We start from the raw sequence: 18,120 nt of genomic DNA on the forward strand, positions 1-18,120 counted from the left end.
CGCAGAGCGTGGGAACGATCACCTATTCAGCGTCTTTCGGTGCTTCGGTGTCGTCTGTAGCCACTGTACCTTCAGCATCCGGGTTCAGTGCACCGGCTTCTTCGTCGGCTGCAATTTTCTTGCGCTGCAGCTTTTCCTCTTTCTTCTGCTCTTTGGCCAAGTCTCTCTGACGTTTGGCGAAGGAGTAATTAGGTTTTGCCATGGGCGATCCTCTGGGGTCGAAGGTGAGGTTGAGCGGCGCGTATTCTGCCTTTAATCGCGTCCCAAGGGTTAATCGGGTTTTTGGTCTACCCATTTGGGCAGGACCAGCGGTTGCCAGGCATCCAGTACGTCAAGCAGCTCAGCCGGCGATTCGCTCATTTGCAGCATGGCACGATGCGGTGCACGGACGAAACCTTCGCCGACGATATGATCAAGAAAATCGGTCAACTTGCGGTAAAAACCATTCACTTCGAGCAAACCCAGCGGTTTTCCGTGGTAACCGAGCTGGCCCCAGGTCCAGACCTCGAACAGTTCTTCCAGGGTGCCCAGGCCGCCCGGCAGTGCAATAAAGGCGTCGCTCAGCTCGGCCATGCGGGCCTTGCGGGCGTGCATGCCGTCGACCACTTCGAGGCGGGTCAGGCCTTTGTGGCCGATTTCCAGGACTTTCAGGCTTTCGGGAATGATCCCGATCACTTCACCGCCGGCTTCCAGGGCGGCATCGGCGACGATGCCCATCAGGCCCACGGCGCCGCCGCCGTACACCAGGGTCAGCTTGCGCTCGGCCAGCGCGCGCCCGAGGGCCACGGCTGCTTCACGGTAGGCCGGGTTGGTGCCGCTGCTGGCACCGCAAAACACACAGACAGACTTCAAAGACATACCTGACTCCACTCAGTTGTGGCTAAAGAGTAAAGGCTGGCGTGCGTCTCTCAAAGGATTAAACCTCGCGTCGAGGCGTTTCGCAGGTGCCGCTGGCGCCACAGGCATAGGCGGCAAGCAGGCTGCGGAACAGGCTATTGAGGTGCATGGCTCGGACTCCGGAAGGGTGATGAGCCGATCATAGGCCGGCATCAGTACTTTGGCCGGTAGATTGTGTCGATGAGTCTGATAGCCTAAAGTTGTATACAATCTGTTGACTCAGATCATAAGAATTCCCGCCTGCCTCAGGCACCCTTGTCGCAATACGCGTTTTTTAAACCCTGCCCTGGAGATTCACATGTTTGCCAAACTCGTTGCTGTTTCCCTGCTGACTCTGGCTAGCGGCCAGTTGCTTGCTGCAGAGTGCAAGGTCACTGTCGACTCCACTGACCAGATGTCCTTCAACACCAAGGCCATCGAAATCGACAAGAGCTGCAAGACGTTCACCGTTGAGTTGACCCACTCCGGCAGCTTGCCGAAAAACGTCATGGGCCATAACTGGGTGCTGAGCTCCGCCGCCGACATGCCTGGCATCGCCAGCGACGGCATGGCCGCCGGTATCGACAAGAACTACCTGAAAGACGGCGACACCCGCATCATCGCCCACACCAAGATCATCGGTGCTGGCGAGAAAGACTCCGTGACCTTCGATGTGTCGAAGCTGGCGGCCGGCACTGACTATGCGTTCTTCTGCTCGTTCCCAGGCCACATCTCGATGATGAAAGGCACTGTGACCCTGAAGTAAACACTCTTGTAGGAGCGAGCTTGCTCGCGAAAACCTCAAAGGCACCGCGCTCATCCAGGATGGGCGCGTTTTCGTTGACGATCTTCGCGAGCAAGCTCGCTCCTACAGTGCTCAGGGTGCAAACGGCATTACCCGCTTGTGCTCGGTCTTGCGATAGGTGTCGCAGATGATCTTGAAGGCTTCCTCGCGCACCGGCTCGCCGTGCAGGAACGCATCGATCTCGGCATAGGTCACGCCATGGGACGCTTCGTCCGGCTTGCCCGGCGAGAGGTCTTCCAGGTCGGCCGTCGGGATTTTCTCCACCAACGATTCCGGTGCACCAAAGTGCCGGGCAATCGCGCGCACCTGGTTCTTCACCAGCCCGCTCAGCGGCGCCAGGTCGCAGGCGCCATCACCGAACTTGGTGAAAAAGCCCATCACCGCTTCCGCCGCATGGTCGGTACCAATCACCAAACCACTGGCCGCGCCGGCGATGGTGTACTGCGCCACCATGCGCATGCGCGCCTTGGTGTTGCCCAGCACGAAGTCCCGGGAGACCGCAGCCTTGCCTTCAAACGCCGCCACTTCATTGGCCAGGGATTTCACCGCCGGGCCGATGTTTACCGTGTGGCGCTCGTCGGGTTCGATAAAGTCCACGGACGCCTGGGCGTCGTGTTCGTCGAACTGGGTTTCGTAGGGCAGGCGCACCGCGATAAAACGGTACGCATCGTCACCCTTGGCGGCCCGCAACTCTTGCATCGCACGCTGGGCCAGCAGGCCGGCGGTCAGGGAGTCGACGCCGCCGCTGATGCCCAGCACCAACGTCTTGAGGCCTGAATTGAGCAGGCAGTCCTGGATAAAGGTAACGCGCCGGGCAACCTCCGCCTCAAGGGCGGCCTGGTCCTTGAACGGTGGTTGGACCTTGAGCTGTTCAGCAATCTCGCGCTGTACGGCTTGCATGATTCACTCCTTGCTGGGTAGGGCAGGTACTTTGAAAACGTGGCGCAAATAAGCGACGAAGTTCGGATCGGTGCAGTGGGTCTTGCCCGCTTCATCAGAGATCTTTGCGACGGGCTGGCCATTACAGGCGGTCATTTTAAGCACGATGCTCATCGGTTCCACACCTGGAATGTCACAGGTCAGGTTGGTGCCGATGCCGAAGCTCACATTGATCCGACCACGCAGCGCGCGGAAAATCTCCAGCGCCTTGGGCAGCGACAGGCTGTCGGAGAACACCAGGGTCTTGCTCATCGGCTCGATCCCCAGCTTGTGATAGTGGGCGATTGCCTTTTCGGCCCATTGCACCGGGTCACCGGAGTCGTGGCGCAGGCCGTCGAAGAGCTTGGCGAAGTACAGGTCGAAATCGCCGAGGAACGCATCGGTGGTGATGCAATCGGTCAGAGCGATCCCCAGCAGGCCACGGTACTCGCGCACCCAGCAATCGAGGGCGGCGATCTGGCTGTCGATCAGGCGCGGGCCGAGTTGCTGGTGGGCCATGATCCATTCGTGGGCCATGGTGCCCAGCGGCTTCATATCAAACTCACGGGCCAGGTGCACGTTGCTGGTGCCGACAAAACGCCCGGGGAAGTCGTGCTTGAGCACGCTCACCACTTCTTCCTGCACGCGGTAGGAGAAGCGTCGGCGCGTGCCGAAATCCGCCACCTGCAATTCGGAAAGTTCTTCGACGCTGGCATTCGCCGTCAGCCAGTCGAACTTGCGATACAGCTGCTCGCGGGCCTGTTCGAGGATCACGGTCTGGTAGCGATAGCGGTTACGCACTTCGCTGACGATGGCCAGCATCGGCACTTCAAACAGAATCACATGCAGCCACGGCCCGCGCAGGCGGATAAACAGCTCGCCGTTTTCGATGCCGGTCTGGACGTAGCGCAGGTTGAAGCGAAACAGCCCGAGGAAGCGCAGAAAGTCCGGTTTCATGAAGCTGATGCGTTCCAGGAAGCCCAGTTGGTCGGGGCTCAGGCTCAGCTCGGCGAGGCGCTCGATCTGGTAGCGGATCTCCGCCAGGTACGGGCGCAGGTCTTCACTGTTACGGCAACGAAACTCCCATTCAACTTCCACGTTCGGGTAGTTGTGCAGCACCGCCTGCATCATGGTCAGCTTGTAGAAGTCGGTGTCGAGCAGGTTCTGCACGATGCGATCGGCAAACACACTCTCGCTCATAACGGGAATCTCCAGACGGGTCGGCGATGGGCGCCGACCTTTACGCACAATTAAGGAATGGCGCTAGTGGCGCATAGACCTGTGCTGTTTTGCCAGTGTTTTTTCAGCTGGGCATTGTTGTTTGGCCCCTGACGCCTTCGCGAGCAAGCCCGCTCCCACATTTGAAATGCGTTCCAAATGTGGGAGCGGGCTTGCTCGCGAAGGCGGTATTGCAGGCAACGCGCCTCAATCAGACTCAACCTGCTCCATCATCCACTTCACAAAATCCCGCACCTTGGGCACTTCAGCCGAGTGCTCGGGGTAGGCCAGGTAATAGGCATCCTGGCTCGGCATCGCGTGCTCCCAGGGAATCACCAGCTTGCCTTCGGCCAACTCCTCTTCCACCAGAAACCTGGGCAATAGCGCCACGCCGCAGCCGACTTGTGCGGCGCGGATGCACATATAAAAGGTTTCGAAGCGCGGCCCGTGATAGCTGTGTTCGGTGTGATGGCCCTGTGCAGCGAACCAGTCGTGCCAGCCCTGGGGGCGCGAGGCGTTTTGCAGCAGCACCAGTTCGCTGAGTTGCGTAGGGTCGGTAAATGGTTGCGCCGGCAGGCTGTCGGGCGAGCACACGGGCACCAGTTCTTCGCTGAACAGCTTGAGGCTCTCGGTGCCGGGCCGTGAGCCCTGGCCGAAATAGAAGGCCAGGTCGGCCTTGCCTTGCAGCAGGTCGTCGGGCTCCTGTTCGTTGCACAGGTCCAGGTGAATCTGCGGATGCCGCAGTCGCCAGCCCTTGAGGCGCGGCACCAGCCAGCGCGCGCCGAAGGTGTAGGGCGTGGACACCCGCAGCACTTCAGTCTCGCCGCCGTAGGAGCGCAGGTAATGGGTGGACATCTCCACCTGGGTGAGGATCTTGCGCACTTCCACCAGGTACAGATCGCCTGCCGGGGTCATCTGCAAGCGGCGGCGCACCCGGCGAAACAGCAGGTGCTGCAGCAGTTCTTCCAGCTGCGCGACCTGTTTGCTGACGGCGCTCTGGGTGAGGTTCAGCTCTTCGGCGGCGCGGGTAAAACTCAGGTGGCGGGTAACCGCTTCGAAACACTGCAAGGCGGTGATCGAGGGCAAATGTCTTTTATTCAGCACGGCACGCCTCTTTTTGTTCTTAGCATGAATAAACGGAATGATATCTCGCCTAATCGTCGTTTGTTGGCAAGTCTTGGGCCAGCTACAAATAAGGTCTGGATCGCCGTATGAACTGGCGGCGCATATTTCTGTTTGTGGATTGAAGGAGTGACCCATGGTTGCCGCATTGCTTGATCGTCTCGGGGTAAACCCGGCGCTGTACCAGTCGGGTAAACAACCCGTGCATTCGCCCATTGATGGCAGCCGGATTGCCAGTGTGCACTGGGAAGGCGCCGCCGAGGTGGAGCAGCAGGTCAGTCGCGCCGAGCATGCATTCGACGCCTGGCGCAAGGTACCGGCCCCCCGTCGTGGTGAGCTGGTGCGCCAGTTCGGCGACGTGTTGCGCGAGTACAAGGCCGACCTCGGCGAGCTGGTGTCGTGGGAAGCCGGCAAGATCACCCAGGAAGGTTTGGGTGAAGTGCAGGAAATGATCGACATCTGCGACTTCGCCGTCGGCCTGTCGCGCCAACTGTACGGCTTGACCATTGCCTCCGAGCGCCCGGGCCACCACATGCGTGAAACCTGGCACCCGCTGGGCGTGGTCGGCGTGATCAGCGCGTTCAACTTCCCGGTCGCCGTATGGGCGTGGAACACCGCGCTGGCGCTGGTATGCGGCAACGCGGTGATCTGGAAACCCTCGGAAAAGACCCCGCTCACTGCCCTGGCCTGCCAGGCGTTGTTTGAGCGTGTGCTGAAGAATTTCAGCGATGCGCCGCCGTACCTCAGCCAAGTGATCATCGGTGGCCGCGATGCCGGCGCCGCACTGGTGGATGACCCGCGCGTTGCGCTGATCAGCGCCACCGGCAGCACCCGCATGGGTCGCGAAGTGGCACCGAAAGTCGCCGCACGTTTTGCCCGCAGCATTCTCGAGCTGGGCGGCAATAACGCGATGATCCTCGGCCCAAGCGCCGACCTGGACATGGCCGTGCGCGCCATCCTGTTCAGCGCCGTCGGTACCGCCGGGCAGCGCTGCACCAGCCTGCGCCGCTTGATCGCCCATGAGTCGGTGAAAGAGGAAATCGTCACCCGCCTCAAGGCCGCGTATTCCAAAGTGCGCATCGGCCATCCGCTGGAAGGCAACCTGATCGGCCCGCTGATCGACAAACACAGCTTCGAAAACATGCAGGACGCCCTGGAGCAAGCCTTGAGCGAAGGCGGCCGGGTGTTTGGCGGCAAGCGTCAGTTGGAAGACACGTTCCCCAACGCTTACTACGTGTCGCCGGCCATTGTGGAAATGCCGGAGCAGAGTGATGTGGTGTGCACCGAGACGTTTGCACCGATTCTGTACGTGGTTGGCTACACCGATTTTGCTGAGGCGCTGCGCCTGAACAATGCCGTGCCACAAGGCCTGTCTTCGTGCATCTTTACCACTGACGTGCGTGAAGCTGAGCAGTTCATGTCGGCGGTGGGCAGTGATTGCGGGATCGCCAACGTCAACATCGGCCCAAGCGGCGCGGAGATTGGTGGCGCGTTTGGCGGTGAGAAAGAGACCGGTGGCGGGCGTGAATCGGGTTCGGATGCATGGCGCGGGTACATGCGTCGCCAGACCAACACCGTGAACTACTCGCTGGAACTGCCGCTGGCTCAGGGCATTACCTTCGACTGATACCTCAGGTCGGAGTGAGGTCAATGTGGGAGCGGGCTTGCTCGCGAAAACGGTGTGTCAGTCAACGAATGCTTATCTGATCCACCGCTTTCGCGAGCAAGCCCGCTCCCACATTGGCCCGTATTTACAACTCGGAAAAGTGGTTTGTTAGGTCTCATCGGAGTCTGGCAATGGCATTACGCGAAGCATGTTTGTGGGAACAACTCACCCCTGGCCGGCCGGACCGCGCTGCGCTCAAGGGCGAGGTCAAGGTGGATGTGTGCGTGATCGGCGCCGGGATCACCGGTTTGTCGGCGGCCATTCACCTGCTGGAACAAGGTAAAAGCGTCGCCGTACTCGAAGCCCATCGCACCGGCCACGGGGGTTCGGGGCGCAACGTGGGGCTGGTCAACGCCGGGATGTGGATTCCCCCGGACGAGATCGAAGCCGGTTTCGGCGAAGCGGTAGGCAGCCAGCTCAACCGCATGCTCGGCGCGGCACCGTCCCTGGTGTTCAGCCTGATCGACAAATACAACATCGATTGCCAACTGCGCCGCGAGGGCACGTTGCACATGGCGCATAACGCCCGTGGCGAGGCGGATCTGCGCAGTCGTGAAGAACAATGGAAGCGTCGCGGCGCACCGGTGGAGCTATTGACCGGCGCGGCCTGCGAGCAAGCCACCGGTACCAAAAAGATTGCTGCCGCCTTGCTGGATCGACGTGCCGGCACCTTGAACCCGATGGCCTACACCAGCGGTTTGGCCAATGCCGCAGTCGGCCTGGGCGGGCAGTTGTTTGACCATTCCCCAGTCACCCAACTGGAACGCCAGGGCCAGCACTGGTCTGTGCAGACTGCCCAGGGCTCAGTGCAGGCTGAACAGGTGGTGATCGCTTCCAACGCCTACACCGAAGGCGAGTGGACCGAGCTGCGCCGCAACTTCTTCCCCGGTTATTACTATCAGGTGGCGTCGGCCCCGCTGACCGACGCAGCCGCACAACAAATTCTCCCGGGCGGCCAAGGCTCCTGGGACACCCGCCAGGTACTCAGCAGCATCCGCCGCGACGCCGAGGGCCGGCTGTTGCTCGGCAGCCTGGGCAACGGCAACCAGAAACCCGCCTGGTTCCTCAAGGCCTGGGCCGATCGGGTGCAGCAGCACTATTTCCCGTACCTCAAGCCGGTGCAGTGGGAGTGCACCTGGACCGGCTGCATCGCCTTCACGCCGGACCACCTGATGCGCCTGTTCGAACCAGCCCCCGGGCTGGTGGCCGTCACTGGTTACAACGGGCGCGGCGTGACGACCGGCAGTGTCGTGGGCAAAGCCTTCGCGGACTACCTGTGTCATCAGGATCCACAGGCGTTGCCGATCCCCTTTGCACCCATGCAGCCGCTGGCCGGTGTGGGCCTGCGCAGCTGTCTATATGAGGCGGGATTCTCGCTGTATCACGCGGGCCAATGCCTGCGGATCGTGATCTGATCAACGAAATACCGCTCAGAAGCCTGCATTTTCTTAGCAGGCTACTAATCTGTATTGGTGCGAGTCGTAGCAGTAACGCACTGTAAATGTGCACTTCCGTTACGCACGCTGTTACAGGTTCAAGGGTGGCCGTTTAATGGCCGGGTTGCAGTGCTTGATGGGTCGGGTTGCACTTTATGGGTCCAATGGTTGCACCCGGTTGAGATAGACGGTTGCACGTCCAGTCAAAAGGCGCCCAAAAACCTGTAATAACAATGACACCGTGTCTTTTTGAATAATAAAAACGTAATGGCACGCCGCTTGCTCTGGGCTTTCCGAAAGCTTTTGAAGTGAAGCCGGCTGTTATTAAAAGAATGCCAATTCAACAAAAACCTCGGAGCACCACTCATGTCCCAGACGTTTTACAAGAAAGGTTTTCTAGCCCTCGCCGTTACTGCGGCGCTGGGTGTTTCTGCGTTTGCTCAAGCTGATGTGAAGATTGGCGTAGCGGGGCCGATGACCGGTGCCAACGCGGCATTTGGCAAGCAGTACATGACAGGTGCCCAGGCGGCAGCCGACGTTATCAACAAGGCCGGCGGCATCAATGGCGAGAAAGTCGTATTGGTTGCCGGCGACGATGCCTGCGAACCCAAGCAGGCCGTGGCCGTGGCCAACCGTCTGGTCGACCAGGACAAAGTGATCGGTGTGGTCGGGCACTTCTGCTCCTCGAACACCATTCCGGCCTCCGAGGTTTATAACGACGCGGGTGTAATCGCGATCACTCCAGGCTCCACCAACCCGCAAGTGACCGAGCGCGGCATGACCGCCATGTTCCGTATGTGCGGCCGTGACGACCAGCAAGGCATCGTGGCCGGTGACTACATTGTCGACGTGCTCAAGGGCAAGAAAGTCGCGGTTATCAACGACAAGGACACCTACGGCAAAGGGTTGGCAGACGCCACTGCGGCGCAGTTGACCAAGCGTGGCGTGAAGCCGGTGCTGGAAGAAGGCCTGACCCGTGGCGAGAAAGACTTCAGCGCCCTGGTCACCAAGATCCGCTCCACCGGTGCTGATGTCGTGTACTTCGGCGGCCTGCACCCGGAAGCCGGTCCACTGGTTCGCCAGATTCGTGAAGCCGGCCTGAAAGACGTCAAGTTCATGTCCGATGACGGTGTGGTCACCGACGAACTGGTAGCGACCGCCGGCGGCGCACAGTATGTGGACGGCGTGTACATGACCTTTGGCGCCGACCCGCGTCTGCTGCCAGACAGCAAGGCGGTGGTGGAAGAGTTCCGCAAAAGTGGCACCGAGCCTGAAGGCTACACCCTGTATGCCTATGCTTCACTCCAGGCCCTGGCCGCTGGCTTCAATGGCGCCAAGTCCAACAAGGGCGAAGACGCGGCCAAGTGGCTGAAAGCCCACCCGGTCAAAACCGTCATGGGCGAGAAGACCTGGGACGCCAAGGGCGACCTGAAAGTCTCCGACTATGTGGTTTACCAGTGGGACAAGGATGGCAAGTATCACCAGCTGGAAAAGCAGAAGTAATCCGAACTGACTGCATGACCTCTCTGTAGGAGCGAGCTTGCTCGCGAAGAACGTCAACGATGACGCGGGCATCCTGGATGCATGCGTCGCTCTCGGGTTTTTCGCGAGCAAGCGCGCTCCTGCAGTGGGCGAGTGCCGAGCCTCTGTTTTCCTCCTAGAAGATCCGCACACACACGCACCCGTGTGCAGGCTCTCACTGCGTGAGATTGCGTTATGGATGGTATTTTCCTGCAGCAACTGGTCAATGGGCTGACCCTCGGGTCGGTCTATGGCTTGATCGCCATCGGCTACACAATGGTCTATGGCATCATTGGCATGATCAACTTCGCCCATGGCGAGGTTTATATGATTTCCGCTTACCTCGCGGCGATCAGTCTGGCACTGCTGGCTTACTTCGGCATCGAATCCTTCCCGCTGCTCATTCTTGGCACCTTGATCTTCACCGTCGTCGTCACCGGCGTTTACGGCTGGGTCATCGAGCGTGTCGCCTACAAACCGCTGCGTAACTCCACCCGATTGGCACCGCTGATCAGCGCCATCGGTATTTCGCTGATCCTGCAGAACTACGCGCAGATCGCCCAGGGCGCCAAGCAACAAGGCATCCCGACGCTGCTGGCCGGCGCCTGGAGAGTCGATATCGGCACCGGCTTCGTGCAGTTGACCTACACCAAGGTGTTCATCCTGGTGGCCGCGTTTGTCGGCATGGGCCTGCTGACCTACATCATCAAGTACACCAAGCTCGGCCGCATGTGCCGCGCAACCCAGCAAGACCGCAAGATGGCGTCGATCCTCGGCATCAACACCGACCGGGTCATCTCCTACGTATTCGTGATTGGTGCCGCCATGGCCGCCTTGGCCGGTGTGCTGATCACCCTGAACTACGGCACGTTCGACTTCTATGCCGGCTTCATCATCGGCATCAAGGCATTTACCGCAGCGGTACTCGGCGGCATCGGTTCCCTGCCTGGGGCCATGCTGGGCGGGATCATCCTGGGTATTTCCGAGTCGCTGTTCTCGGGGTTGATCAACTCTGACTACAAAGACGTGTTCAGTTTCTCCCTGCTGGTGGTGATCCTGATTTTCCGTCCCCAGGGCCTGCTCGGTCGCCCACTCGTGGCGAAGGTATAACTATGTCTGCTGCCTACTCTATCGATATCAAGAAAAGTGTCGTCGATGCGGTACTCGCCGGGCTGATTTCGCTGATCGTGTTCGGTCCGATCGTCGGCGTGGTCCTCGACGGCTACAGCTTCAACCTGCAACCGGCGCGTGTCGGCATCCTGGTGGCCATCGTGATGGTTGGCCGGTTCGCCATGAGCCTGTTCCTGCAAACCCCCAAGGGCCTGCGGATTCTCCAGGGTTTTGAAAGCACCGGCTCCGGTGTGCATGTACTCAAGCCGGACTACAAATCGCGCCTGCGCTGGATCATCCCGGCGTTGATCGTGATTGCCATTGTGTTCCCGTTCTTTGCCAACAAGTACCTGCTGACCGTGGTCATTCTCGGGCTGATCTACGTGCTGTTGGGCCTGGGCCTGAACATCGTGGTGGGCCTGGCCGGGCTGCTCGACCTGGGTTACGTGGCGTTCTACGCCATCGGTGCCTACGGCCTGGCGCTGGGTTATCAATACCTCGGCCTGGGCTTCTGGACGGTGCTGCCGTTGGCGGCGATCTGTGCGGCGTTGGCGGGATGCATACTCGGGTTCCCGGTGTTGCGAATGCACGGTGACTACCTGGCGATCGTGACCCTGGGCTTCGGTGAAATCATCCGCCTGGTACTGAACAACTGGCTGTCGTTTACCGGTGGCCCGAACGGCATGCCGGTGCCGTCGCCAACCTTTTTCGGCCTGGAGTTCGTGCGTAAGGCGAAGGATGGTGGGGTGCCGTTCCACGAGTTCTTCGGCATCGACTACAACCCCAACTTCAAATTCCTGTTCATCTACATCGTGCTGTTCCTGGTGGTGCTGCTGGTGCTGTATATCAAGCACCGTCTGACCCGCATGCCGGTGGGCCGCGCTTGGGAAGCCTTGCGCGAAGATGAAATCGCCTGCCGTTCCATGGGCCTCAACCACGTGCTGGTGAAGCTCTCGGCGTTCACCATCGGCGCGTCCACTGCCGGCCTGGCCGGGGTGTTTTTCGCCAGCTACCAGGGCTTCGTCAACCCGTCGTCGTTCACCTTCTTCGAGTCGGCGCTGATCCTGGCCATCGTGGTGTTGGGCGGCATGGGCTCGACCGTCGGCGTAGTGATTGCCGCGTTCGTGCTGACCGTGGCGCCGGAACTGCTGCGCAGCTTCTCTGAATACCGCGTGCTGCTGTTCGGCGTGTTGATGGTGGTGATGATGATCTGGCGACCACGAGGCCTGATTCGTATCAGCCGTACCGGTGTAGTCCCACGTAAAGGAGTGGCGCCATGAGCAAGGAAGTCGTCCTCTCCGTGGAACACCTGATGATGCACTTCGGTGGCATCAAGGCCTTGAGCGATGTGAGTCTCAAGGTCGAACGCAACTCGATCTTCGCCCTGATCGGCCCCAACGGTGCCGGCAAGACCACGGTGTTCAACTGCCTCACCGGTTTTTACAAAGCCTCCGGCGGCAAGATCGAACTCAATGTGCGCGGCAAGCAGACCAACGTGATCCAGCTGCTGGGCGAGCGCTTCAAGGTCACTGACTTTGTCTCACCGAAAAGCTTCTTCAGCCGGGTGTTCTACAAAATGTTCGGCGGCACCCACCTGGTGAACCGTGCCGGTTTGGCGCGCACCTTCCAGAACATTCGCCTGTTCAAGGAAATGTCGGTGGTGGAGAACCTGCTGGTGGCCCAGCACATGTGGGTCAACCGCAACATGCTCGCGGGCATCCTCAACACCAAGGGTTACCGCAAGGCTGAAAGCGATGCCCTCGACCATGCCTTCTACTGGCTGGAAGTGGTGGACCTGGTGGACTGCGCCAACCGCCTGGCCGGCGAGTTGTCCTACGGCCAACAACGCCGCCTGGAAATCGCCCGCGCCATGTGCACCCGGCCGCAGATCATCTGCCTCGACGAACCGGCTGCCGGCCTCAACCCCCAGGAAACCGAAGCCCTCAGCGCGATGATTCGCCTGCTGCGGGACGAGCACGACCTGACGGTGGTGCTGATCGAACACGACATGGGCATGGTGATGAGTATTTCCGACCACATCGTGGTGCTGGACCACGGCAACGTGATTGCTGAAGGTGGCCCTGAAGCAATCCGCAACGATCCTAAAGTGATCGCGGCTTACCTGGGCGCTGATGAAGAGGAGCTGGTATGAGTGAGCCAATCCTCGAACTGAAAGACCTGGACGTGTACTACGGCCCGATCCAGGCCCTGAAGAAAGTCTCGCTGCACATCAACGAAGGCGAAACCGTCAGCCTGATCGGCTCCAACGGCGCGGGTAAATCCACGCTGCTGATGTCGATCTTTGGCCAGCCACGGGCCGAGTCCGGGCAGATCATCTATCGCGGCGTCGACATTACCCACAAGTCGTCCCACTACATCGCCTCCAACGGCATTGCGCAGTCGCCGGAAGGGCGGCGGGTGTTCCCCGACATGACCGTCGAGGAAAACCTGCTGATGGGCACCATCCCGATTGGCGACAAGTTTGCTACCGAGGACATGCAGCGGATGTTCGAGCTGTTTCCGCGGCTCAAGGAGCGGCGTAACCAGCGGGCAATGACCATGTCCGGTGGTGAGCAGCAGATGCTCGCCATCGCCCGCGCGCTGATGAGCCGGCCCAAGCTGTTGCTGCTGGACGAGCCGAGCCTGGGGCTGGCGCCGATTGTGGTGAAGCAGATCTTTTCCACGCTGCGGGAGCTGGCGTCTACCGGCATGACCATCTTCCTGGTGGAGCAGAACGCCAACCATGCGCTGCGCTTGTCGGACCGGGCGTACGTGATGGTCAACGGCGAGATTCGCCTTACAGGCACCGGCAAGGAACTGCTGGTGAATGAAGAGGTGCGCAACGCCTACCTCGGCGGGCACTGATGTAACTCTGATCGTTCCCACGCTCCGCGTGGGAACGCCTCTTGTGACGCTCTGCGTCACGCTTTGGGACGCGGAGCGTCCCGGCCTGCATTCCCACGCAGAGCGTGGGAACGATCAGCGTGGGAACGATCATCCACAGCGCTTTCCTGAAATTGTGGACAACAAATCCAGACACCTGCCAAAGCGCGACATATAGCCGCCGCAAATCCCTGTTTTGTCACAGTTTTGACTTGTCCCCAACCACTGTGGAACCGGCTGTGGGTAACGTGGGAGTAGCTGGCTGGAGGCCTTTGTTTTCGTGGCTTGCAGCGTGGTGGTTGTTTATTGATCAGTGAGTTTTTCGTGACCGCCCGAGGGTTTTGTCAACCTGTTTAAAGACACAGGTATATGACCGGAATATGTCACTCCGGCCTGTGGATAAGTCTGTGACTAAACTCTGGAAAGAGTGCCGCAGAGGCCGGAATGACTGGCCTGTAGCCATCGTCCTGAGTGCACTGTTTTGAACCGGGCTACATATGGCTGGGTCCAGGTCAAGCAAAAAACTTTTTGAATCGCGCTGAAAGCCTTGTACACCGTGGCTTTCAGCTTTTGCACTTGCCCCCAAAGACTGTGGACGGGGCTGTGGATAAGGTGCGCGCACATGGCTGAACGCCACAGCCTGTATGGCTCCCAATTGATTGGTTGAATTTCGTACAGTATGAGCCGCCTTCACCGCTGCCCACAGCGCGTATCAGTTGCCGCCAGCCCGGCAGCCGGGCATTCTGCTGGCTGATTTTTTACCTCGTAGCCCTGCAAGGAGAACACCATGTCCAATACGCTGTTTATTACTGGCGCGACCTCCGGTTTTGGCGAAGCCTGTGCCCGCCGTTTTGCCGAAGCCGGCTGGAAACTGGTGCTCACCGGCCGCCGCGCAGAGCGTCTGAACGCCCTGTGCGCCGAGCTCTCCAAGCAGACCGAAGTACTCGGCCTGGTGGTGGACGTACGTGACCGCAAGGCCATGGAAGAGGCAATCGCCAACCTGCCGCCGTCCTTCGCCACGCTGCGCGGGCTGATCAACAACGCCGGCCTGGCGGTGGGCACCGACCCTGCGCCCAAGTGCAGCCTCGACGATTGGGAAACCATGGTCGACACCAACATCAAAGGCCTGCTGACCACCACCAGTCTGCTGTTGCCGCGCCTGATCGCCCACGGCCGTGGCGCCGGCATCATCAACCTCGGTTCCATCGCCGGCAGCTACCCGTACCCGGGCAGCCATGTGTATGGCGGCACCAAGGCCTTCGTCAAACAATTCTCGCTGAACCTGCGGTGCGACTTGCAGGGCACCGGCGTGCGCGTGACCAACATTGAGCCCGGCCTGTGCGAAAGCGAGTTCTCCCTGGTGCGGTTTGCCGGTGACCAGGCGCGTTATGACGCGACCTATGCCGGCGCCGAGCCGATCCAGCCGCAGGACATTGCGGACACGATCTTCTGGGTGCTGAACACCCCGGCACACGTGAACATCAACCGTCTGGAACTGATGCCGGTCAGCCAGACCTGGGCCGGGTTTGCGATTGAGCGTGGCGCCAAGGCCTGATTTCGTCGAGCTGTTGTGGCGAGGGAGCTTGCTCCCGCTGGGCTGCGAAGCGGCCCCAAAAAAGCCAGGGCCGCTCCGCGCCCCAGCGGGAGCAAGCTCCCTCGCCACAGGTTTTTGTCAGCCTTGAATATGCGGCAAATCGGCCAAAACAGGACATAAGGTACACTCCACCCCTGAAAACCCCGCCGCGCTGTGCGGTTCAAAGGTTTTGACAGGAGGATATGTGAGTAACCGAGGTGAGCAGTCGCTGCTCAAACAATCGACCATCCTGATGTTCGCCGTGGCGATCGCCGGGATTGTCACGGGTGTGGTGTCGGGCGCCCAATCGATCTTATTCGACGGCTTTTTCTCGCTGATCGCCACCGCCATCAAGGTGCTGATGCTGATCACGGCCAAGCTGATCGCCAAGAAAAGCAACGAACGTTTCCAGTTCGGCTACTGGCACCTGGAACCCATGGTGCTGCTGATCGAAGGCAGTTTCCTGCTGTTGATCGCCATCTATGCGTTTCTCAACGGTGTGTTCGGCATTATCAATGGCGGGCGCGATATCGAGTTGGGCCTGGTGATCATCTACGCGGCGGTGTTTACCGTCGTCGAGTTCGCCTATTTCTTCTATGTGCGTTACCGCAATCGCACGCTCAAGTCGTCGCTGATCCAGTTCGACAACATCAGCTGGCTGGTGGACGCGATGCTGTCGGTGGGGCTGCTGGTGAGCTTCCTGGCGGCGCTGTTGCTCAAGTCCCAGGGCTATGGGCAGTGGGCGGTGTACGTCGACCCGTTGATCCTGATTCTGCTGGCGCTGAGCATGCTGGCGCCGGCCTTCAAGATCCTGCGCCCGGCGCTGCGGGATGTGCTGGGGATTGTGCCGGACCAACTGGACGGCAAGGTCCGCGAAGTGATGGAGGCGGTGGTGGCCAAGCATGGTTTCGATGATTACGTGTCCTACGTGCAGAAGCACGGGCGGGCGCGGTTTATCGAGATTCATGTGGTGCTGCCGGCGGATTACCCGGTGGATAACGTCGCCACCCTGGACGGGCTGCGCGAAGAAATATCCACAGGGCTGGGCAAACCGGACGCGGCGCGCTGGCTGACGATCAGTTTTACCGGGGATCGCAAATGGATTGCGTAAGGCCCAGGTAGCATGTCGCCAAGTGGTAAGGCGTGGTCGACGGCATATCCCGTCGGCTCACTTGCCCCTTGGCATCCAGGCATTCATTCCAGCCTTTGTCGTGCAGGAAGCGCTGCTGCAACGCCAGCAATTGGCGGTGCAGCACGGCTTCACTGTTGGGCCGCAAGGTCAGCGCCCGCAGGTATTCGGCCTGGGCCCAGATGCGTTGGGTGCCGTCGCGTACGCTGCCGTCCAGGGCCAGCATGCCGCTGACCGCACCGGTCAGGTTATCCACACCCTTTTGCTCGGCATAGCTGAACGCTTTGTTCAGGGACGCGTGCAGCGGTGTACCTCGCAACAAGTCCGAAGACTCCAGCAGGAAGAACCATTCGAACTGGTGCCCCGGCTCAAACCAGTTATCCACAGCACCCAGGGGTTTTTCCATCATCACCCCGTGTTGGCGGTCGATGAAGCGCTTCTGCATGGCGTTGGCCAGGTCCAGCAATGCGTCCTGGGTGACGGCGTCTTCACGCACGGCCAGCGTGGCAAGGAAGCCTTCGGCCAGGTGCATCAACGGGTTTTGCAGAGGGCCGGACTTGAGGGACGACCAGTTACGTTCCAGCACCGCTTCGTACAGGCCGTCGCCGGTGGCGAAGCGTTCGGCGACCACTTCCAGGGCGGCATCGAGCACCGACTCCACCAGCGATTCACGCACCTTGGCCCAATAGTGGGCGCAGGCGAAGATGATGAAGGCGTGGGTGTAGAGGTCCTTGCGTTTATCCAGCGGCTTGCCGTGGGCGTCGATGCTGTAGAACCAGCCGCCGTGCTCGGCGTCGTGGAAGTGCCGTTGCAGGGAACGGAACAGCGCGGCGGCGCGCTCCTCGGCAAAGGCTGCGCCGGGCTCGCCGATCAGGCTGGCGAACAGGTACAACTGCCGTGCGCAGGCCATGGCGCGGTAGCGTTGCGGGGGCAACGGCCGATGGTCGGCGTCCAGGGCCTCATAGGGTAGCGCCAGGTCGGCATTCCAGCCCGGGCCATGCCAGAGCGGCACGATCAGGTCGTGGAAGTGCGTCAACACAGCGGTCAATTGAGGCTTGAGGGCGGAGCTTGGAGCGATGGGCATCGGCTGGCGTCGTCACGGCAGGGGGTGTTTGCGCGACATGGTATCAGGCTTGGGATCGGTGTTGTCTTTACTGCCGCCTTCGCGAGCAAGCCCGCTCCCACATTCGATCGAGTTCCATTGTTGGAATGCAGTCGAATGTGGGAGCGGGCTTGCTCGCGAAGAGGCCCTCAGGAGCGCTGGAAATCTCAGGCAGCGAGCAACCAAACCCCAGTCGCCGCCGAAACCGCACCCGCCACCCGCACCAACGGCGCAGCCGCCGCCGGCAGGAAACGCACCACGGCATAACCGGCAGCATGCAAAACCGCCGTCGCACCCACAAACCCTATGGCATACGCCCAAGGGCTGGACATATCCGGCAGCTCCAAACCATGCGCCACGCCATGGAACAGCGCAAACAGTGCAGTGGCCGCCACTGCCACGAACAACGGCGGACGCACCGCCAGCGCAACCGCCAGGCCCAGCGCCAGCACCGACGCGGCGATCCCGCTTTCCAGCGCCGGCAATGCCAGGCCTTCAAAGCCCAGCATTCCGCCGATCAGCATGGTGCCGACAAAGGTGCACGGCAGCGCCCAGCGTGCTGAGCCTTTTTGTTGGGCGGCCCACAGGCCTACGGCGACCATCGCCAGCAAGTGGTCGATGCCGCCCAGCGGGTGGCTGATACCGGCCACCAGGCCGTTGTCGCCATGGCCGGGGTGGGCGAAGGCGAGGGCGGGAGTGAGCAGCAACGCTGCGGCAGCGATAAGTGTATTGAGGCGCATGGACAGGCTCCTTGTTGAGGT

17 protein-coding genes are annotated in these 18,120 nt (G+C 60.5%); 10 read left to right on the forward strand and 7 right to left on the reverse strand.

Translation table 11 applies throughout. The features are described from left to right. Positions 1 to 22 precede the first annotated feature (22 nt). On the reverse strand, positions 23 to 202 hold the full coding sequence (locus NVB75_RS22840) for a hypothetical protein (RefSeq protein ID WP_017478355.1): 180 nt from the start codon (positions 200 to 202) through the stop codon (positions 23 to 25). Between the two features lie 68 nt (positions 203 to 270). Next, the gene (locus tag NVB75_RS22845; protein ID WP_063033377.1) at positions 271 to 858 is read right to left on the reverse strand and encodes a TIGR00730 family Rossman fold protein; all 588 of its coding nucleotides are present in this window, start codon (positions 856 to 858) and stop codon (positions 271 to 273) included. 337 nt (positions 859 to 1,195) lie between these two features. Here NVB75_RS22845 and azu point away from each other — a divergent pair, with 337 nt between their 5' ends. Beyond that, positions 1,196 to 1,642 carry an azurin gene (gene azu / locus NVB75_RS22850; protein WP_008439083.1) on the forward strand — a complete coding sequence of 149 codons (447 nt, stop codon included), beginning with the start codon at positions 1,196 to 1,198 and terminating at the stop codon, positions 1,640 to 1,642. Between the two features lie 111 nt (positions 1,643 to 1,753). Here the strand turns inward: azu and nadE are convergent, their stop codons facing one another. The 3 genes from nadE to NVB75_RS22865 all read right to left on the reverse strand — a co-directional run bounded on the left by nadE (position 1,754) and on the right by NVB75_RS22865 (position 4,921). Then, positions 1,754 to 2,581, reverse strand: coding sequence for an ammonia-dependent NAD(+) synthetase (gene nadE, locus NVB75_RS22855; RefSeq protein ID WP_177025915.1), 828 nt, complete (start codon positions 2,579 to 2,581; stop codon positions 1,754 to 1,756). Positions 2,582 to 2,584: 3 nt separating this feature from the next. Continuing rightward, positions 2,585 to 3,799: a nicotinate phosphoribosyltransferase gene (pncB, locus tag NVB75_RS22860; protein ID WP_076018037.1), complete on the reverse strand. Its 1,215-nt coding sequence runs from the start codon at positions 3,797 to 3,799 to the stop codon at positions 2,585 to 2,587. Between the two features lie 225 nt (positions 3,800 to 4,024). After that, a complete protein-coding gene (locus NVB75_RS22865) occupies positions 4,025 to 4,921 on the reverse strand; it encodes a LysR family transcriptional regulator (RefSeq protein ID WP_258343432.1) in 897 nt (298 codons plus the stop codon). A gap of 154 nt (positions 4,922 to 5,075) precedes the next feature. On the opposite strand from NVB75_RS22865, the gene NVB75_RS22870 reads away from it, so the two are divergent. The 9 genes from NVB75_RS22870 to NVB75_RS22910 all read left to right on the forward strand — a co-directional run bounded on the left by NVB75_RS22870 (position 5,076) and on the right by NVB75_RS22910 (position 16,239). Beyond that, positions 5,076 to 6,566, forward strand: coding sequence for an aldehyde dehydrogenase family protein (locus NVB75_RS22870; protein WP_226475853.1), 1,491 nt, complete (start codon positions 5,076 to 5,078; stop codon positions 6,564 to 6,566). Positions 6,567 to 6,736: 170 nt separating this feature from the next. Then, a complete protein-coding gene (locus tag NVB75_RS22875; RefSeq protein ID WP_076018034.1) occupies positions 6,737 to 8,020 on the forward strand; it encodes an FAD-binding oxidoreductase in 1,284 nt (427 codons plus the stop codon). A 387-nt stretch (positions 8,021 to 8,407) separates the two neighbouring features. Continuing rightward, the gene (locus NVB75_RS22880; RefSeq protein ID WP_017478363.1) at positions 8,408 to 9,544 is read left to right on the forward strand and encodes an ABC transporter substrate-binding protein; all 1,137 of its coding nucleotides are present in this window, start codon (positions 8,408 to 8,410) and stop codon (positions 9,542 to 9,544) included. A 213-nt stretch (positions 9,545 to 9,757) separates the two neighbouring features. Further along, positions 9,758 to 10,672, forward strand: a complete 915-nt coding sequence (locus tag NVB75_RS22885) for a branched-chain amino acid ABC transporter permease (RefSeq protein WP_003217447.1) — start codon at positions 9,758 to 9,760, stop codon at positions 10,670 to 10,672. A gap of 2 nt (positions 10,673 to 10,674) precedes the next feature. Then, a complete protein-coding gene (livM, locus tag NVB75_RS22890; RefSeq protein WP_167664835.1) occupies positions 10,675 to 11,952 on the forward strand; it encodes a high-affinity branched-chain amino acid ABC transporter permease LivM in 1,278 nt (425 codons plus the stop codon). Next, complete coding sequence (locus NVB75_RS22895) at positions 11,949 to 12,824, forward strand: ABC transporter ATP-binding protein (RefSeq protein ID WP_258343433.1); 876 nt, start codon at positions 11,949 to 11,951, stop codon at positions 12,822 to 12,824. Before livM ends, NVB75_RS22895 begins: the two co-directional genes overlap by 4 nt. Further along, complete coding sequence (locus NVB75_RS22900; protein ID WP_063033374.1) at positions 12,821 to 13,537, forward strand: ABC transporter ATP-binding protein; 717 nt, start codon at positions 12,821 to 12,823, stop codon at positions 13,535 to 13,537. The genes NVB75_RS22895 and NVB75_RS22900 overlap by 4 nt, the downstream gene beginning before the upstream one ends. Before the next feature lie 805 nt (positions 13,538 to 14,342). Then, positions 14,343 to 15,110 (forward strand): SDR family oxidoreductase, encoded by a 768-nt coding sequence (locus tag NVB75_RS22905; RefSeq protein WP_003217437.1) that lies wholly within the window; start codon positions 14,343 to 14,345, stop codon positions 15,108 to 15,110. Between the two features lie 223 nt (positions 15,111 to 15,333). After that, complete coding sequence (locus NVB75_RS22910; protein WP_258343436.1) at positions 15,334 to 16,239, forward strand: cation diffusion facilitator family transporter; 906 nt, start codon at positions 15,334 to 15,336, stop codon at positions 16,237 to 16,239. Here NVB75_RS22910 and NVB75_RS22915 read toward each other — a convergent pair. Both NVB75_RS22915 and NVB75_RS22920 read right to left on the reverse strand, forming a co-directional pair. Then, complete coding sequence (locus tag NVB75_RS22915; RefSeq protein ID WP_258343438.1) at positions 16,211 to 17,341, reverse strand: AGE family epimerase/isomerase; 1,131 nt, start codon at positions 17,339 to 17,341, stop codon at positions 16,211 to 16,213. The genes NVB75_RS22910 and NVB75_RS22915 overlap by 29 nt on opposite strands. A 185-nt stretch (positions 17,342 to 17,526) precedes the next feature. Further along, positions 17,527 to 18,099, reverse strand: a complete 573-nt coding sequence (locus tag NVB75_RS22920; protein WP_258343440.1) for a HupE/UreJ family protein — start codon at positions 18,097 to 18,099, stop codon at positions 17,527 to 17,529. Positions 18,100 to 18,120: the final 21 nt, after the last annotated feature.

The sequence above is a fragment of the Pseudomonas sp. CBS genome (genome assembly GCF_024734645.1).
Classification (GTDB): domain Bacteria; phylum Pseudomonadota; class Gammaproteobacteria; order Pseudomonadales; family Pseudomonadaceae; genus Aquipseudomonas.

What these genes read in the sequence shown, in the direction of transcription:
- NVB75_RS22840 (WP_017478355.1), bottom strand. Translation starts at nt 202, where the DNA reads ATGGCAAAACCTAATTACTCCTTCGCCAAACGTCAGAGAGACTTGGCC.
- NVB75_RS22845 (WP_063033377.1), bottom strand. Translation starts at nt 858, where the DNA reads ATGTCTTTGAAGTCTGTCTGTGTGTTTTGCGGTGCCAGCAGCGGCACC.
- azu (WP_008439083.1), top strand. Translation starts at nt 1,196, where the DNA reads ATGTTTGCCAAACTCGTTGCTGTTTCCCTGCTGACTCTGGCTAGCGGC.
- nadE (WP_177025915.1), bottom strand. Translation starts at nt 2,581, where the DNA reads ATGCAAGCCGTACAGCGCGAGATTGCTGAACAGCTCAAGGTCCAACCA.
- pncB (WP_076018037.1), bottom strand. Translation starts at nt 3,799, where the DNA reads ATGAGCGAGAGTGTGTTTGCCGATCGCATCGTGCAGAACCTGCTCGAC.
- NVB75_RS22870 (WP_226475853.1), top strand. Translation starts at nt 5,076, where the DNA reads ATGGTTGCCGCATTGCTTGATCGTCTCGGGGTAAACCCGGCGCTGTAC.
- NVB75_RS22875 (WP_076018034.1), top strand. Translation starts at nt 6,737, where the DNA reads ATGGCATTACGCGAAGCATGTTTGTGGGAACAACTCACCCCTGGCCGG.
- NVB75_RS22880 (WP_017478363.1), top strand. Translation starts at nt 8,408, where the DNA reads ATGTCCCAGACGTTTTACAAGAAAGGTTTTCTAGCCCTCGCCGTTACT.
- NVB75_RS22885 (WP_003217447.1), top strand. Translation starts at nt 9,758, where the DNA reads ATGGATGGTATTTTCCTGCAGCAACTGGTCAATGGGCTGACCCTCGGG.
- livM (WP_167664835.1), top strand. Translation starts at nt 10,675, where the DNA reads ATGTCTGCTGCCTACTCTATCGATATCAAGAAAAGTGTCGTCGATGCG.
- NVB75_RS22895 (WP_258343433.1), top strand. Translation starts at nt 11,949, where the DNA reads ATGAGCAAGGAAGTCGTCCTCTCCGTGGAACACCTGATGATGCACTTC.
- NVB75_RS22900 (WP_063033374.1), top strand. Translation starts at nt 12,821, where the DNA reads ATGAGTGAGCCAATCCTCGAACTGAAAGACCTGGACGTGTACTACGGC.
- NVB75_RS22905 (WP_003217437.1), top strand. Translation starts at nt 14,343, where the DNA reads ATGTCCAATACGCTGTTTATTACTGGCGCGACCTCCGGTTTTGGCGAA.
- NVB75_RS22915 (WP_258343438.1), bottom strand. Translation starts at nt 17,341, where the DNA reads ATGCCCATCGCTCCAAGCTCCGCCCTCAAGCCTCAATTGACCGCTGTG.
- NVB75_RS22920 (WP_258343440.1), bottom strand. Translation starts at nt 18,099, where the DNA reads ATGCGCCTCAATACACTTATCGCTGCCGCAGCGTTGCTGCTCACTCCC.